Here is a 16,098-nt window from a genome sequence, read left to right as displayed (position 1 = left end):
GGGACAACGCCACGCGGGCGGCATCCGTTCCCCCGCCGCCGCGCTACAGCAGTTCCCCGGAGGTCAGCGTCAGGATCAGCTGGGGCAGTACGGACAGGACCGCGCCGGCCGCCGCCGCCAGGGTGAGGGCGGACCGGACGGGGAGGGCGACGGCGGTGCGCTCCGCGTCGGGTTCCGCAGGTGCCTTCTCGAAGAGCAGCGCCGTCCAGCGCAGGTAGTAGTAGAGGGCGATGACCACGTTGAGGGCCATGATCACCGCGAGGACCCCGAGGCCCGCGTCCACGGCCGTGGAGAAGACGGCGACCTTGGCGAACAGGCCGATCACCCCGGGCGGCAGTCCGGCCAGGCACAGCAGGAAGAAGCCGAGCGCCAGCGCCGCCCCGGGGTGGCGGCGGTACAGGCCGCGGTAGTCGTCCAGCCGGTGCTCGGGGGCGCGGCGCGCCACGTGGGCGGCCACCGCGAACGCGCCGAGGTTCACCGCCGCGTACATGAGGGCGTACGCCACGCTCGCCCCGACCGCCGACGGGCCCACGTACGCCGCCGCGGCCAGCGGCACCAGCAGGTAGCCGGCCTGTCCCACCGAGGACCACGCCAGCAGCCGGATCGTGCCGCCCGGCGCCGCCGGGTCGGTGCGCAGCGCCGCCACGTTCCCGGCGGTCATGGTGAGCGCGGCCAGCACCGCGAGCACCGGTCCCCACAGGTCGCCGAAGCCGGGGAAGGCCACGGTCGTCACCAGGATGAGCCCGGCCAGGCCGGCGGTCTTGCTGACCACCGAGAGGTAGGCGGCGACCGGCAGCGGCGCGCCCGTGTACGTGTCGGGCACCCAGAAGTGGAAGGGCACCGCGGCCGTCTTGAACGCGAAGCCCACCAGGGTGAGCGCGACGCCGGTCTTGGCCAGGGTGGCCAGCCGGGGGTCGGCGGAGGGCAGGGCGGCGGCGATCGTCTCGAAGTGCAGCGAGCCGGCCGCCGCGTACACGAAGCTCACGCCCAGCAGCGCGATGGCCGTGGCGGTCACCGAGGTGAGGAAGAACTTCAGGGCGGACTCGGGCCCGCGCCGGCTGCCGCGCCGCAGGCCCACCAGGGCGTACGCGGGCAGGGTGGTCAGCTCCAGCGCGATGATCAGGGTGGCCATGTCGCGGGCGGCGGGCAGCAGCGCCGCGCCCGAGGCCGAGGCGAGCAGCAGGAACCAGAACTCCCCGGCGGGCAGGTCCTCCTCCAGCGGTTGCGCGAGCAGCGCCGTCAGCAGGGCCCCGGCCAGGACCAGCAGCTGGATCCACAGGGCGAAGGTGTCCGCCGCGTACGCGCAGGTGCCGCCGTCCGGCGCGCAGAAGCTGGTGCGCTCCCCCGCCCGCAGCGGCAGCAGCGCGATCGAGGCCAGGGCCAGGCCGCCCACCGTCAGCGCGCCCAGCCATCCCTTGCGGGCGGCGGGCAGGAACAGGTCGGCGACGAGCACGGCCACGGCGGTGACGGCCACCAGCGTGGGCGGCGCGATCGTCACCCAGTCGACGCTCTGGACGAGGTTCATCGGGCGACTCCCGGCAGGAGGTGCTGCACGGCGGGATCGGTGAGGTTCAGCAGGACGGCCGGCCACAGGCCCGCCACCAGGGTGAGGACGACGAGCGGGGTGAAGGCCGCGTACTCGTGCCGGCGCAGGTCGGCCAGCGGCTCCTCGTACGGGCCGGCGGGGCCCATGCAGACTCGGCGCACCATGAGCAGCAGGTACGCGGCGGTGAGCAGCGTGCCGAGCCCGGCGACGGCGAGGTAGGTGAGGTAGGCGGGGCGGCTGAGGCCGTCGGCGGGGTGGAAGGCGCCGAGCATGGCTAGCAGTTCGCCCCAGAATCCGGCCAGGCCGGGCAGTCCGAGGGAGGCGATCGCGGCGAAGGCCAGCAGCCCGCCGAGGCGCGGGGTGCGGCCGTACAGGGCGGCGCCGGCCGTGCGGGTCAGCGTGTCCAGGTCGGTGGTGCCCAGGCGGTCCTTGACCGCGCCGGCCAGGAAGAACAGCAGGCCGGTGACCAGGCCGTGGGCGACGTTCGCGAACAGCGCGCCGTTCACGCCGGTGGCGGTCAGGGTGGAGATGCCCAGCAGCACGAAGCCCATGTGGCCGACGGAGGAGTACGCGATCAGCCGCTTCAGGTCGCCGCCCGCGCCCTGCCGTACGAGCGCCAGACAGGCCAGCGACCCGTAGATGATGCCGGTGACGGCGAAGGCGGCGAGGTAGGGGGCGAAGGTGCGCATCCCGTCGGGGGCGATGGGCAGCGCGATCCGCACCAGGCCGTAGGTGCCCATCTTCAGCAGCACGCCGGCCAGCAGCACCGAGCCGGTGGTGGGCGCCGCCGTGTGGGCGTCCGGCAGCCAGCTGTGCAGCGGCCACATGGGGGTCTTGACGGCGAGGCCCAGACCGATGGCGAGCACGGCGAGCAGCTGGGTGGTGTGGGTGAGGCCGGCACCCTGTGCCTCGGCGAGCGCCACCATGTCGAAGGTGCTGCCCTGGATGCCGATCAGCAGCAGGCCGAGCAGCATGACCACCGAGCCGGTGACCGTGTACAGGACGAACTTCCAGGCGGCGGGGGAGCGTCCCTCGCCGCCCCAGCGGGCGATGAGGAAGTACATCGGGATGAGGACCATCTCGAAGGCGAGGAAGAACAGCACCAGGTCGAGCACCGCGAAGGTGGCGAGGGTGCCGGCTTCCAGGAGCAGCACCAGCGCGGTGTACGCGGTGGCGTTCGCGGGGCGCACGACGTACGCGTACACGGCGCACAGGAAGCCCAGCAGCGCGGTGAGGGCGATGAGCGGCAGGGAGATGCCGTCCACGCCCAGGTGCAGGCGGATGCCGAGTGCCGGGATCCAGGCGATGTCGGTGGTGCCCTGCATGCGGCCGGGCGCGTCGTGGTCGAAGACGGCGAGCAGCGCGATCGCGGCGGCGAGCACGGCGCCGGTGACGGTGACGCCGTGCCGCAGGACGGCCTGTTCCGGGGAGCTGCCGCGCAGCCCCGGAGGGGCGGGCAGCAGGGCGGCGGCGGACCCCAGGAGGGGGAGCGCCACGACGGCGATGAGGAGGAGCTGAGCGGTGGTCATGGTGGTGGGCTCACCCTCCGGCGGCGACGAGTACGGCGGCGACGGCGAGCACCAGGGCGCCGCCGATCAGGGCGGCCAGGTAGGTCTGGACGTTGCCGGTCTGGGCGCGGCGGGTGAGCGTGCCCAGCAGCCCGGGGGCGGTGGCGGCGCCGCGTACGTAGGTGTCGATGACGGTGCGGTCCAGGAACCGCACGAGTGTGGCGGCGGCCCGGGTGGGGCGGACGAACACGGTCCGGTAGGCGGTGTCCAGGCCGAAGCCGGCTCCGGCGGGGGCGAACAGCGGGCCCAGCAGGGCGGGTCCGGGGTCGACGGCGGCGTCCGCCTCGTACGCCCGCCGCCAGCCCGCGTACATGATCAGACCGCCGGTGAGGGCGGCGGCGGTGGCCAGCACCGAGGTGGTGAGGGTGGGGGCGAGCGAGCCGCCGTCCAGCCAGTCGGGCAGCGCCCGGTAGGTGAGGCCCAGGAGCAGCGCGGGGACCGCGAGCAGCCACAGGACGGTGGTCATGGCCGGGGTGGAGTCCTCGTGGACGACGGTGGCCGGCAGGGGTTCGGGGCGGGCGTGCACCGGGTCGTGGAAGGCGACCAGCCACAGCCGGGCGGCGTAGGCGGCGGTGAGCAGCGCGGTCAGCAGGGCGGCGACCAGGACGATCCAGCCGGCGACGGTGGCGGAGCCGGAGCCGCTGTCGAGGGCGGCGTGTTCGGCCGCGCCTATCACGGCCTCCTTGGAGAAGAACCCGGAGAACGGCGGGATCGCGGCGAGGGCGAGCAGCCCGATGGTCATCGTCCAGTACGCGTCGGGGGCGCGTTCCTTGAGGCCGCGCAGCCGGGACAGGGCGCGCAGCGAGCCGGTGCCCGCGGTGTGGATGATGACGCCGGCGGCCAGGAAGAGGAGGGCCTTGAACGCGCCGTGGGTGAGGAGGTGGAAGACGGCCGCCTCGCGGTTGGCGACGGCCAGCGCGCCCGTCATCAGGCCGAGTTGGCCGATGGTGGAGTAGGCCAGTATCCGTTTGATGTCGTCCTGGGCGAGGGCAGCCAGCGCCGAGCCGGTCATGGTGAGCGCGGCGAGGACGGCGAGGACGATCAGCGCGGCGGCGGAGGCGGTGAACACCGGGAGCAGCCGGGCGATGAAGTACACCCCGGCGGCCACCATGGTGGCGGCGTGGATCAGCGCGGAGGCCGGGGTGGGGCCCGCCATGGCGTCCGGCAGCCAGGTGTGCAGGGGTACTTGGGCGGATTTGCCCGCGACGCCGGCCAGCAGGAGCAGCGCGATGAGGGTGGGGTGGCTCAGCTCGAAGGAGGACAGGGAGGAGGTGAGCCGGGCGACGATGGTGGAGATGCGGAAGGTGCCGGCGTCCGAGGCGAGGGCCAGGATGCCGATGAGGAACGGCACGTCACCGAGCTTGGTGACCAGGAACGCCTTGAGGGAGGCGGCGCGGGCGGCACCGGTCTCCCAGTAGTGACCGACGAGGAAGTACGAGCAGATGCCCATGACTTCCCAGCCGACGAGCAGGACGATCAGGTCGTCGGTGTAGACGACCAGCAGCATCGCCGCGGTGAACAGCGAGACGAGCGCGGCGTAGGAGGGGTAGCGCCGGTCGCCGCGCAGATAGCCCGTCGAGTACAGCTGGACGCAGGTGGCGACCACCGCCACCAGGACGGCCACCAGCACGGCGAACCCGTCCAGGCGCAGCGCGAGTTCGATGGGCAGGCTGTCGTTGCCGGTGGGGGCGAGCCGGTGCGCGGCCGTCAGGGGTTCCTCGCCGCCCTGCCGCACCGCCACGAAGACGGCGAGCCCGGCGGCGGCCAGGGTGGGCAGCACGGCGAGCGGCTGGACGAAGCCCGGGGCGCGGCGCCCGGTGAGGAAAATCAGCGCGGCGGCCAGGGCGGGCAGCAGCGGTACGAGGACAGCGGCGGTCGTAACGGTCACTGGGCCTTCTCCCGGCGCTCCCCCGTTTCGCGCAACCGGTCAACGGAGGAGACGCCGCGGTTGCGGTAGACGAGCAGCACGATGGCGAGGCCGATGCCGATCTCGGCGGCGGCGAGAGCGATGAGGAAGAGGGTGAACACCTGCCCGGAGTGCAGGGTGTCGCGCAGCCAGATGTCGAAGGCGACCATGTTCAGCATGACGGCGGCGAGCATCAGTTCGACCGACATGAGCACGAGGATCGCGTTGCGGCGCGCCAGCACGCCGTACAGACCCACGCAGAACAGCAGGACGGCGACGAGCGCCGGGTAGAGCAGGTGGAGTTCCATCAGCGGCGCTCCTCCTGGCCCTGGCGGGTGCGGGAGACGACGATCGCCCCGACCAGCGCGGCGAGCAGCAGGACGGACAGCGCCTCGAAGGGCAGCACCCAGTGCGAGAAGAGGCTGCCGCCGATGGCGTCGGTGCGGCCGTGCGGGGTCTCCACGTCGATCACCTCGCCCCGGAACGCGTCCGCGACGAGCACCACCAGGGCGACGGCGGATGTCCCGGCGACGGTCAGCGCGACGGGGCGGTTGCCGGAGTCGGCGTCCGGGGAGGGGCCGATCGGTGCCTTCGTCAGCATCAGGCCGAACAGCAGCAGGACGACGACCGAGCCGAGGTAGATCAGCACCTGCACCCAGGCGACGAACTCGGCGGTGAGCAGCAGGTACTGGACGGCGAGGCCACCCAGTGCCACCACCAGCCACAGCGCGGCCCGCACCAGCCGGGTGCTCGTCACACACAGCACGGCGGCGCCGAGGACGACGACCGAGACGAGGAGGAAGATCACCTCCAGCAGGTTCACGAGGCCGGGCCCCCGCTCTGCCGTTCGGCGGCCTTGCGGGCGGCGGCGATCTCCTTCGGCTCCTCGGCGGCCTCGGTCAGCGGCGGCGGTTCGGGCACCGTCCACATCCACTCGCGCAGCCGGTCGCGTTCGTGTGTCAGCTCGCGGATGTCGGTCTCCGCGTACTCGAACTCCGGGGACCAGAACAGCGCGTCGAACGGGCACACCTCCACGCAGATGCCGCAGTACATGCACAGCGAGAAGTCGATCGCGAACCGGTCCAGGACGTTGCGGCTGCGCTCGCGTCCGCCGGGGGCCGCCGCCGGGATCGTCTCCTTGTGGGAGTCGATATAGATGCACCAGTCGGGGCACTCGCGGGCGCACAGCATGCACACCGTGCAGTTCTCCTCGAACAGCGCGATCACGCCCCGGCTGCGGGGCGGCAGTTCGGGCTGCACCTCCGGGTAGTGCTGGGTGACCGAACGCCGGGTCATGGTGCGCAGCGTGATCGCCAGCCCCTTCGCGAGACCGGATCCGTAACTCAAGAGATCACCACCTTGATGACGCCGGTGAGCGCGAGCTGCGCCAGGGCGAGCGGGACGAGGACCGTCCACGCGAACTTCTGGATCTGGTCCGCGCGCAGCCGGGGCCAGGCGACGCGCGCCCAGATGACGACGAAGCTGAGGGCGGCGGTCTTCAGCAGCATCCACAGCCAGCCGAGCGAGTCGCTGAGCGGGCCGTGCCAGCCGCCGAGGAAGAGGACGGCGGTCAGCGCCGAGATGACGACGATGCCCGCGTACTCGGCGAGCAGGAACAGCGCGAAGCGCAGCCCGGAGTACTCGGTGTACGCGCCGAAGATGATCTCCTCGGGCGCGATCGGGGCGTCGAACGGCGGGCGCTGGAGCTCGGCCATCCCGGCGGTGAAGAAGACGAACGCGCCCAGCAGTTGCCAGGGCACCCACCACCAGTGGAAGGCGGCGAGGATGCCGGTGAGCGAGAGCGTGCCGGCGGCCATCACGACGGAGGCGGCGGCCAGCAGCAGCGGCAGCTCGTAGGCCATCAGCTGGGCGGCGGTGCGCAGGGCGCCGAGCAGCGAGTACTTGTTGGCGGAGGCCCAGCCGCCCATGAGCGAGCCGAGGATGCCGACGCCGAGGACGGCGAGGACGAAGAAGATGCCGGCGTCGATGACCTGGCCCACCGCGCTGTCGGGGCCGAGCGGGATGGCGACGAGGACGACCAGGTACGGGATCAGGGCGACGGCGGGCGCGAGCTGGAAGATCCGGCGGTCGGCACCGTCCGGGACGGTGTCCTCCTTCTGAACGAACTTCACGCCGTCCGCGACCAGTTGCGCCCAGCCGTGGAAGCCGCCCGCGTGCATCGGGCCGACCCGGCCCTGCATGTGGGCCATCACCTTGTGCTCCAGCTGCCCCACGAGCAGCGGGAGGACGAGGAAGGCGACGAACACGGCCGCCAGGCGGACGGCGACGTCCAGCACATCCATCAGCCGTCCCCTTCCTCGTCCCGGTTGCGGTTCTCCTGCTCCTGCTCCTGCTCCTGCTCCTGCTCCTGCTGTTCGGGGCCGGAAGAGGTACGCGCCCGCCGAGCGCTGTCCTGTCCCCCGCCACGCGCCCGCGGGGGCTCGGTTCCGTCCGCCGTCTCCGGTGCCCGGCCGCCGTCGTCGGGGGCCGGGGCGGCGGGGTCCTCACGGCTGTCGTCAGGGCTGCTGCCGGGCGTGTCGGGGAAGGCGGGCTCCGGGTTGTGCCACGGCGCGTCGCCGCCACGGGCGGCGCCCCGCCGCGTCGTGGAGCCGCCGCCGAGACCGGAATCGGGCGAAGCGGCCGCAGGGCCCTGCGGCGCGTCGGGCTCCCGCTGACTCGCCGAACCGTCGGACGCCGAGCGCGAACGGCGCGGCCCGCGCGGAGACTCCGGCGGCGGAGCGTCCGCCGCCGGGCCCTCCGTGGCCTCCGGCTCGCGCTGGCTCGCCGAGCCGCCCGACGCGGAGCGCGAACGGCGCGGCCCGCGCGGAGCCTGGGGTGCCGTGCCGCCCTCGCCCGGGCCGTCCCCGGCGTCCGGCCGCTGGCTGGCCGAGCCGCCGCCCGCGGTACGGGTGCGGCGCGGCGGGCGTGCGGCGGCGCCCTCCTCGCCGTCCGGGGCCGGGCCCCGGCGCGGCCCCCGCGCGGGCCGGGTCGGGGCCGGCGGGAGCTGGCCCTTCTGAGGGCCCCACTCGTTCGGGTCGGGGACGCCCGGGGGCAGGGTCTGGCGGCGCTTGGGGGCGCCGTGGCCCGACTCGCCGGGCTCCTTCGCTCCCGGCCACGCCTTCGCCACCCGCGCCGCCAGGACGAAGTCCTTGCGCAGCGGGTGGCCCTCGAAACTGTCCGGCAGCAGCAGCGGCGCCAGCCCGGGATGGCCGGGGAAGTCCACCCCGAACATCTCCCGCGTCTCGCGCTCGTGCCACGCCGCGCCCGCGTACACCTCCGTCGCGCTCGGCAGCGCCGGTGTCTCCCGGCCCACCAGGGTCCGGATCAGTACCCCGCGCGGCGGCGCGCCCAGCGCGACCACGTGCGCGCACACCCGGAAGCCGTCCGCGCCCTCGTCGACCGCGCTCAGCCAGTCGAAGAACGTGCAGCCCAGCTCGTCGCGCGCGATCGTCAGCGCGGCGAGCCACCGGTCCGCGGGCACGTCGACGGTCCGCAGCCCGTAGGCCACCGACTCGGTGGCGCCCTCCCCGAACTCCCCGAACTCCCCGGCTTCCCCGGACTCCTCGGACGTCACCGGGTGACCAGCCCGCTGGTCAGTTCCGCCGCCGACGCCCGCGGGGCGGCGGCGGTCCGCGCCCCGTACCGCTGCGCCGTCGACTCCTCGGCGATCTTCTCCTGGAGCTTCAGGATGCCCTGGAGCAGCGCCTCGGGCCGCGGCGGGCAGCCCGGCACGTACACGTCGACGGGGATGATCTGGTCCACGCCCTTCGTCACGGAGTACGAGTCCCAGTAGGGCCCGCCGCAGTTGGAGCAGGCGCCGAAGGAGATCACGTACTTCGGTTCCGGCATCTGCTCGTACAGCCGCTTCACCGCGGGCGCCATCTTGTCGGTCACCGTCCCGGAGACCACCATCAGGTCGGCCTGCCGGGGGCCCGGCGCGAAGGGGATGACGCCCAGCCGGATGAAGTCGTGCCGCGACATGGACGCCGCGATGAACTCGATCGCGCAGCAGGCCAGTCCGAAGTTGAAGACCCACAGGCTGTACCGGCGGCCCCAGTTGAGCACCACCTTCATCGGCTCGGGAGCCAGCCGGGCCAGGGCACCGAGTTTCACGTCCACGTCAGGACCCCCTTCTTCCACGCGTACAGCAGGCCCACCGTCAAAAAGCCGAGGAAGACGAACATCTCCACCAGCGTCGTACCGCCGAAGCCCTCGCCCGCGAAGACCGTCGCCCAGGGGAAGAGGAAGATCGCGTCCACCGCGAAGATCACGTAGAGGAACGCGTAGATGTAGTACCGCACCTGGGTGTGCGCCCAGCCCTCGCCGACCGGGTCCACCCCGCACTCGTACACCATGAGCTTCTCGGGAGTGGGCACCACGGGGCGCAGCAGCCGCCCGGCGGTGAAGGCCACCGCCACGAAGACGGCACCGACCACCGCGACAAGGCCCACGACCGCGTAGCCGTGGAAGTATTCCGGCACGGTTGCCTGCCCCTCCGGCGCGCCCGGTGATCTGTCAGCACGGGAGTCTAGGGGGTAGCGGAAAGGTGGGGGTAGCCCTACCGCGGTCCACCGACGACCCCCATGGTCCCGTCCGGCCCCGCCCGGCAGTCTTGACGCATGACGCGCAGCACCACGACCCCCGCCGGCCCCACAGGGGCGCTACCGCGCCCGCGCCCGGCGCTCGGCGCGCAGACCTGGCGCGAACTGGCCTATCTCACCACCAGCTGGCCGCTGGATCTGCTGGCCTTCTGCTACGTCATGGTGTGGATCTTCGCCGCCTCCGTGCTCTCGCTCACGGTGGTCGGGCTGCCGTTCCTGGCGGCCGGGCTGACCGGGGTCCGGCTGCTGGGCCGCGCCGAGCGGGCCCGCGCCCGGGCGCTGCTGGGCCTGCCCATCGAGGAGCCGAGCCCGCTGGCCGCCACCTACCGGGGCGCCGGCTTTTTCGGCTGGCTGTGGAACACCCTGAAGGACCCGGTGGGCTGGCGCACGGCCCTCTTCTTCCCGGTGCGCCTGGTGTGGGGCCTGTTCACCTTCGCCGCGTTCTTCCCCTGCTTCTTCCTGCTGTGGCCGCTGCTGCCGTGGCTGGCGCGCGGCGCGAGCCACGTGGACCGGGCGCTGGTGCGGGCCCTGCTCGCACCGTCGGACGGCCTGGAGCGGCGGATCGCCGAACTGGAGTCGGACCGGGCCACCGTGCTGGACGCCTCCGCCGCCGATCTGCGCCGTATCGAGCGCGATCTGCACGACGGGGCGCAGGCCCGCCTCGTCTCGCTCGCCATGGACCTCGGCCTCGCCCGGGAGAAGCTGCTCAGCTCCCCGGACGACGCCGCCCGCATGGTGGAGGAGGCGCACGGCCAGGTGAAGCTGGCCCTGGCCGAGCTGCGCGATCTGGCGCGCGGCATCCACCCGGCGATCCTCACCGACCGGGGTCTCGGCCCGGCGCTGTCCGCCGTCGCCTCCCGCTGCACCGTCCCCGTCACCGTGGAGGACGCGCTCACCGTGCGCCCGGCCCCAGCCATCGAGGGCATCGGCTACTTCACGGTCTCCGAGCTGCTCCAGAACGTCAGCAAACACAGCCGCGCCCGGCACGCCGAGGTCGCCCTGTGGCGTACGGAGGACCGGCTGCTGCTCCAGGTCACCGACGACGGGCACGGCGGGGCCGACACCACCGCCGGCTCCGGACTCGCCGGCCTGGCCGAACGCCTCGCCGCCGTCGACGGACAGCTCGCCATCAGCTCCCCGCCCGGCGGCCCGACCACCGTCACGGCCGAGCTGCCCTGGCGCGACCGCACCCCCAGCGAAGGACCGACCTCATGACCGCCGCCCGGCCCACCGCCCCTCCGGCCCCGCACCCGGCCGTCCCTCTGGCCACCCGTCCGGCCGATCAGCCGGCCGGCAACCCCTGGCTGCTGCCCGTCGCCGCCCGCACCTGGCGCGAGGGCCTGCACCTGCTGCTCAACTTCCCGCTCGCCCTCGCCGCCGCCCTCTTCGCCGTCTGCGGCCTCGCGATCAGCGGCGCCCTGCTCGTCACCCTGGTCGGCGTGCCGCTGCTGGCCCTGGTCCTGTTCGCGCTGCGCGGCTACGGCCACCTCGAACGGCTGCGCGCCCGCCTCCTGCTGCACTGCGACGTCGCCGAGCCCGAGCCGCTGCGGCTGCGCCCCGGCGCCCGGGGTCCGCTGGCCTGGGTCGGCGCGATGCTGCGCAGCGGCGTCTCGTGGCGCACCGCCACGTACTCCCTCGTGCACGCCCCGTGGGCGCTGTTCACCTTCTGCACGGTGGTGTTCCTGTGGACGTTCGGCTGGGCCGGCGTCACCTACCCGCTGTGGCAGTGGGCGCTGTCCGAACCGATGGGCGTCAATCTCGACGGCGTGGGCGGCGGCTGGCTGTGGGACGGCCCGCCGGAGTTCGTCATGGTCGTGCTGCTGGGGGTGCTGTCCCTGTACGCGGCGGGGCTGCTGATCCGCGGCATGGCGCATGTCGACCGGCTGCTGGTGACGGGGCTGCTGGGTCCGTCCGCCGCCGGGGAACGAGTGCGGCGGCTGGAGTCGGACCGTTCGGCCGTCGTGGACACCTCCGCGGCCGATCTGCGCCGTATCGAGCGCGATCTGCACGACGGGGCGCAGGCCCGCCTGGTCTCGCTCGCCATGGATCTGGGCATGGCGAAGGAGAAGCTGACCTCCGACCCGCAGGCCGCGGCCCGCATGGTGGAGGAGGCGCACGGCGAGGTGAAGCTGGCGCTGGCCGAGCTGCGCGATCTGGCACGCGGCATCCATCCGGCGATCCTCACCGACCGGGGTCTCGGCCCGGCGCTGTCCGCCGTCGCCTCCCGCTGCACCGTCCCGGTGGCGGTGGAGGTGGAGCTGCCGGTGCGGCCCGCGCAGGCGATCGAGGGGATCGCGTACTTCACCGCCTCCGAGCTGCTCCAGAACGTCAGCAAGCACAGCGGCGCCTCGCGCGCCCGGCTGGAGGCGTGGCGCACCGCACAGGACCGGCTGCTGCTCCAGGTCACCGACGACGGGCGCGGCGGCGCGGACACCACCGCCGGCTCCGGACTCGCCGGCCTGGCCGAACGCCTGGCCGCCGTCGACGGGCTGCTCGCCATCAGCTCCCCGCCCGGCGGCCCGACCACGATCACGGCGGAGCTGCCCTGGCGCGAGCGATGAGATCCTGAACCCGGCCGGGCCGGACAGGGCCGGTCGTCGGGGTACGTCAGCGGGAACGGGGAGAGCTTGTGCGGGTGGTCATCGCCGAGGATTCGGTGCTGCTGCGGGAGGGGCTGACCCGGTTGCTCACCGACCGGGAGCACGAGGTGGTCGCCGGGGTCGGTGACGGGGAGGCGCTGGTGGCGGTGGTGCGTGCGCTCGCCGCCCGCGGCGAGCTGCCGGACGTGGTGGTGGCCGATGTGCGGATGCCGCCCACGCACACCGACGAGGGGGTGCGGGCGGCGGTGCGGTTGCGGGCCGATTTCCCGGAACTGGGGGTCCTCGTACTTTCGCAGTATGTGGAGGAGGAGTACGCGACCGAGCTGATCGCCGGGTCCAGCCGCGGGGTGGGTTATCTGCTGAAGGACCGGGTGGCGGATGTGAGCGAGTTCGCCGAGGCGGTCGCGCGGGTGGCCCGGGGTGGCACCGCGCTGGACCCCGAGGTGGTGGCCCAGCTGCTGGGCCGCAGCCGCAAGCAGGACGTGCTGGCGGCGCTCACTCCGCGCGAGCGCGAGGTCCTAGGTCTGATGGCGGAGGGGCGGACGAACTCGGCGATCGCGGCCGCCCTGGTGGTCAGCCACGGTGCGGTAGAAAAGCATGTGAGCAATATCTTCATGAAGCTCGGTTTGGCGCAGAGTGACACAGATCACCGTCGGGTTCTGGCAGTTCTGACCTATCTGAATTCGTAACGGACTTGCGACGCTGGAGTGGGGAGGGGGGTCACAGGACACCCTTTGAACGGGGTGCGGGTCGGGTAGGCCCGTCGTCCATGATGTGATCAGCTTCAGTAAGGCGATCCTTACCCACGTACGATGGCTGACAAGGGCCGCCTCAAGGAGGGCTACAAGCAGTGACCAGCCAGGTCGATCAGGTCGATCAGTCCGGCCAGGAGCGCGGCAGCGCTGACGCCAAGGAAGTGAAGCGCCTGGACCGGGTGATCATCCGCTTCGCGGGCGACTCCGGCGATGGTATGCAGCTGACGGGCGACCGTTTCACCTCCGAGACGGCTTCCTTCGGGAACGACCTGTCCACGCTGCCGAACTTTCCCGCCGAGATCCGCGCCCCCGCCGGGACCCTCCCCGGGGTGTCCTCGTTCCAGGTGCATTTCGCCGATCACGACATCCTCACCCCGGGCGATGCCCCGAATGTCCTGGTGGCGATGAATCCGGCGGCGCTCAAGGCCAATATCGCGGACGTGCCGCGCGGCGCCGAGATCATCGTCAACACCGACGAATTCGGTGGCCGGGCGATGCTCAAGGTCGGCTACGACAGCAATCCGCTGGAGGACGGTTCCCTGGAGGGCTACAGCGTCCACCAGGTGCCGCTGACGACCCTGACGGTCGAGGCGCTCAAGGGCTTCGAGCTGACCCGCAAGGAAGCCGGCCGCTCCAAGAACATGTTCGCGCTCGGGCTGCTGTCGTGGATGTACCACCGGCCGACCGAGGGCACCGAGGCGTTCCTGCGGGCGAAGTTCGCCAAGCGCCCGGAGATCGCCGAGGCCAACATCACGGCGTTCCGCGCCGGCTGGAACTTCGGCGAGACCACCGAGGACTTCGCGGTCTCCTACGAGGTCGCCCCGGCCACCTCCGCGTTCCCGGCCGGCACGTACCGCAACATCTCCGGCAACCTGGCGCTGTCGTACGGCCTGATCGCCGCCGCCCAGCAGTCCGAACTGCCGCTGTACCTGGGCTCGTACCCGATCACCCCGGCCTCGGACATCCTGCACGAGCTGAGCCGCCACAAGAACTTCGGCATCCGTACCTTCCAGGCGGAGGACGAGATCGCCGGTATCGGCGCGGCGCTGGGCGCGGCCTTCGGCGGGGCGCTGGGCGTCACCACCACCTCGGGCCCCGGGGTGGCGCTGAAGGCGGAGACGATCGGCCTGGCCGTCTCGCTCGAACTGCCGCTGCTGATCGTGGACATCCAGCGCGGCGGCCCCTCCACCGGGCTGCCCACCAAGACCGAGCAGGCGGACCTGCTCCAGGCGATGTACGGGCGCAACGGCGAGGCCCCGGTGCCGATCGTGGCCCCGGCGACTCCGGCCGACTGCTTCACGGCGGCGCTGGACGCGGCGCGGATCGCGCTGACGTACCGCACGCCGGTCTTCCTGCTCTCCGACGGCTACCTGGCCAATGGCTCCGAGCCGTGGCGAGTCCCGGAGGTCTCCGAACTGCCCGACCTGCGGGTGTCGTTCGCCACCGGGCCGAACCACACGCTGGAGGACGGCAACGAGGTCTTCTGGCCGTACAAGCGTGACCCCCAGACGCTGGCGCGCCCGTGGGCCATCCCCGGCACCCCGGGGCTCGAACACCGCATCGGCGGCATCGAGAAGCAGGACGGCACGGGCAACATCTCGTACTCGCCGAGCAACCACGAGTTCATGGTGCGCACCCGGCAGGCGAAGGTCGACGGGATCGACGTCCCGCTGCTGGAGGTCGACGACCCGGGCGCGGACGCGCGGACGCTGGTGCTGGGCTGGGGTTCGACGTACGGGCCGATCACGGCCGCCGTACGGCGCATCCGCCGCGCGGGCGGCACGGTGGCGCAGGCGCACCTGCGGAACCTGAACCCGTTCCCGGCGAACCTGGGCCAGGTGCTGGCCGGCTACGACCGGGTGGTCGTCCCGGAGATGAACCTGGGCCAGCTGGCCTCGCTGCTGCGCGCCCGGTATCTGGTCGATGTCGAGTCCATCACGCAGGTGACGGGGCTGCCGTTCAAGGCGGAGCAGCTCGCGAACGCCATCCAGGACGCCGAAAGGGGCCCCTCCGATGACCACTGAGGCTCTTCCCGTGATCGACGCGCTGTCGCTGGTGCCCAAGGCCGGCGCCAAGCAGTCGATGAAGGACTTCAAGTCGGACCAGGAGGTCCGCTGGTGCCCCGGCTGCGGTGACTACGCGGTGCTGGCGGCCGTGCAGGGCTTCATGCCCGAGCTGGGCCTGGCCAAGGAGAACATCGCCTTCATCTCCGGCATCGGCTGCTCCAGCCGCTTCCCGTACTACATGAACACCTACGGGATGCACTCCATCCACGGGCGCGCCCCGGCGATCGCGACCGGCCTGGCGACCTCGCGGCGGGACCTGTCGGTGTGGGTGGTCACGGGCGACGGCGACGCGCTGTCGATCGGCGGCAACCACCTGATCCACGCGCTGCGGCGCAACGTCAATCTGAAGATCCTGCTGTTCAACAACCGGATCTACGGTCTGACAAAGGGCCAGTACAGCCCGACGTCCGAGGGCGGGAAGATCACCAAGTCCAGCCCGATGGGCTCGCTGGACACCCCGTTCAACCCGGTGTCGCTGGCGCTGGGCGCGGAGGCGTCGTTCGTGGCGCGGACGGTGGACTCGGACCGCAAGCACCTCACCTCGGTGCTGCGGGCGGCGGCGGAGCACAAGGGCTCGGCGCTGATCGAGATCTACCAGAACTGCAACATCTTCAACGACGGCGCGTTCGAGGCGCTGAAGGACAAGCAGCGGGCGCAGGAGGCGGTCATCCGCCTGGAGCACGGCGAGCCGATCCGCTTCGGGCTGCCGGGCGAGGACGGCCTGGGCAGCAAGGGCGTCTTCCGCAACCAGGAGACGGGCGACATGGAGGTCGCGGAGATCACGCCGGAGAACGTCTCCCGGGTGCTGGTCCACGACGCGAACTCCGCCTCCCCGACGACGGCGTTCGCGCTGTCCCGGCTGGCCGACCCGGACACCCTGCACCACACCCCGATCGGGGTGCTGCGCAGCGTGCGGCGTCCGGTGTACGACGACCTGATGGCGGACCAGCTGGACGAGGCGGTCAACCGCAAGGGCAAGGGCGATCTGTCCGCGCTGCTCCAGGGCAACGACACCTGGACCGTGGCGGGCTGATCTCCACCCCATCCGTCAACCCG

The 16,098-nt window shown here is 72.5% G+C and carries 15 protein-coding genes; 5 read left to right on the top strand and 10 right to left on the bottom strand.

All coding sequences use genetic code 11. From position 1 onward, the window contains the following. Nucleotides 1-43: 43 nt before the first annotated feature. The 10 genes from H7827_RS17565 to H7827_RS17520 are packed head-to-tail and all read right to left on the bottom strand — an operon-like array spanning nt 44 to nt 9,501. Nucleotides 44-1,525 carry an NADH-quinone oxidoreductase subunit N gene (locus tag H7827_RS17565; RefSeq protein WP_432746414.1) on the bottom strand — a complete coding sequence of 494 codons (1,482 nt, stop codon included), beginning with the start codon at nt 1,523-1,525 and terminating at the stop codon, nt 44-46. Continuing rightward, entirely contained in the window at nt 1,522-3,075 is a 1,554-nt protein-coding gene (locus H7827_RS17560; RefSeq protein ID WP_432746412.1) for a complex I subunit 4 family protein, read from the bottom strand. Before H7827_RS17560 ends, H7827_RS17565 begins: the two co-directional genes overlap by 4 nt. A gap of 10 nt (nt 3,076-3,085) precedes the next feature. Continuing rightward, nucleotides 3,086-5,002 carry an NADH-quinone oxidoreductase subunit 5 family protein gene (locus H7827_RS17555; RefSeq protein ID WP_432746410.1) on the bottom strand — a complete coding sequence of 639 codons (1,917 nt, stop codon included), beginning with the start codon at nt 5,000-5,002 and terminating at the stop codon, nt 3,086-3,088. Further along, a complete protein-coding gene (nuoK, locus tag H7827_RS17550; protein WP_432746408.1) occupies nt 4,999-5,328 on the bottom strand; it encodes an NADH-quinone oxidoreductase subunit NuoK in 330 nt (109 codons plus the stop codon). The genes H7827_RS17555 and nuoK overlap by 4 nt, the downstream gene beginning before the upstream one ends. Beyond that, a complete protein-coding gene (locus H7827_RS17545) occupies nt 5,328-5,843 on the bottom strand; it encodes an NADH-quinone oxidoreductase subunit J family protein (protein WP_432746406.1) in 516 nt (171 codons plus the stop codon). Before H7827_RS17545 ends, nuoK begins: the two co-directional genes overlap by 1 nt. Beyond that, nucleotides 5,840-6,316 (bottom strand): 4Fe-4S binding protein, encoded by a 477-nt coding sequence (locus H7827_RS17540; protein WP_046725576.1) that lies wholly within the window; start codon nt 6,314-6,316, stop codon nt 5,840-5,842. Before H7827_RS17540 ends, H7827_RS17545 begins: the two co-directional genes overlap by 4 nt. A 47-nt stretch (nt 6,317-6,363) precedes the next feature. Then, the gene (locus H7827_RS17535) at nt 6,364-7,323 is read right to left on the bottom strand and encodes a complex I subunit 1/NuoH family protein (RefSeq protein ID WP_432746404.1); all 960 of its coding nucleotides are present in this window, start codon (nt 7,321-7,323) and stop codon (nt 6,364-6,366) included. Next, nucleotides 7,323-8,594 carry an NADH-quinone oxidoreductase subunit C gene (locus H7827_RS17530; RefSeq protein WP_432746402.1) on the bottom strand — a complete coding sequence of 424 codons (1,272 nt, stop codon included), beginning with the start codon at nt 8,592-8,594 and terminating at the stop codon, nt 7,323-7,325. Before H7827_RS17530 ends, H7827_RS17535 begins: the two co-directional genes overlap by 1 nt. Beyond that, the gene (locus H7827_RS17525) at nt 8,591-9,160 is read right to left on the bottom strand and encodes an NADH-quinone oxidoreductase subunit B (protein WP_432746400.1); all 570 of its coding nucleotides are present in this window, start codon (nt 9,158-9,160) and stop codon (nt 8,591-8,593) included. Before H7827_RS17525 ends, H7827_RS17530 begins: the two co-directional genes overlap by 4 nt. Beyond that, nucleotides 9,130-9,501 (bottom strand): NADH-quinone oxidoreductase subunit A, encoded by a 372-nt coding sequence (locus tag H7827_RS17520; RefSeq protein ID WP_030736494.1) that lies wholly within the window; start codon nt 9,499-9,501, stop codon nt 9,130-9,132. The genes H7827_RS17525 and H7827_RS17520 overlap by 31 nt, the downstream gene beginning before the upstream one ends. Nucleotides 9,502-9,639: 138 nt before the next feature. On the opposite strand from H7827_RS17520, the gene H7827_RS17515 reads away from it, so the two are divergent. From H7827_RS17515 to H7827_RS17495, 5 genes are all read left to right on the top strand, one after another. Then, complete coding sequence (locus tag H7827_RS17515) at nt 9,640-10,836, top strand: sensor histidine kinase (RefSeq protein WP_432746398.1); 1,197 nt, start codon at nt 9,640-9,642, stop codon at nt 10,834-10,836. Beyond that, on the top strand, nt 10,833-12,182 hold the full coding sequence (locus H7827_RS17510; protein WP_432746396.1) for a sensor histidine kinase: 1,350 nt from the start codon (nt 10,833-10,835) through the stop codon (nt 12,180-12,182). The genes H7827_RS17515 and H7827_RS17510 overlap by 4 nt, the downstream gene beginning before the upstream one ends. 68 nt (nt 12,183-12,250) lie before the next feature. Next, on the top strand, nt 12,251-12,910 hold the full coding sequence (locus tag H7827_RS17505; RefSeq protein WP_386541518.1) for a response regulator transcription factor: 660 nt from the start codon (nt 12,251-12,253) through the stop codon (nt 12,908-12,910). Between the two features lie 161 nt (nt 12,911-13,071). Further along, nucleotides 13,072-15,000, top strand: a complete 1,929-nt coding sequence (locus H7827_RS17500) for a 2-oxoacid:acceptor oxidoreductase subunit alpha (RefSeq protein ID WP_200366456.1) — start codon at nt 13,072-13,074, stop codon at nt 14,998-15,000. Continuing rightward, nucleotides 14,990-16,075, top strand: coding sequence for a 2-oxoacid:ferredoxin oxidoreductase subunit beta (locus H7827_RS17495; RefSeq protein WP_386541520.1), 1,086 nt, complete (start codon nt 14,990-14,992; stop codon nt 16,073-16,075). The genes H7827_RS17500 and H7827_RS17495 overlap by 11 nt, the downstream gene beginning before the upstream one ends. The last annotated feature ends 23 nt before the right edge of the window (nt 16,076-16,098 follow it).

Source organism: Streptomyces sp. JH002 (genome assembly GCF_050916115.1).
Classification (GTDB): domain Bacteria; phylum Actinomycetota; class Actinomycetes; order Streptomycetales; family Streptomycetaceae; genus Streptomyces; species Streptomyces xiamenensis.
Note: the sequence above shows the minus strand (reverse complement) of the source record. Positions and strands in the feature narration are given on the sequence as shown.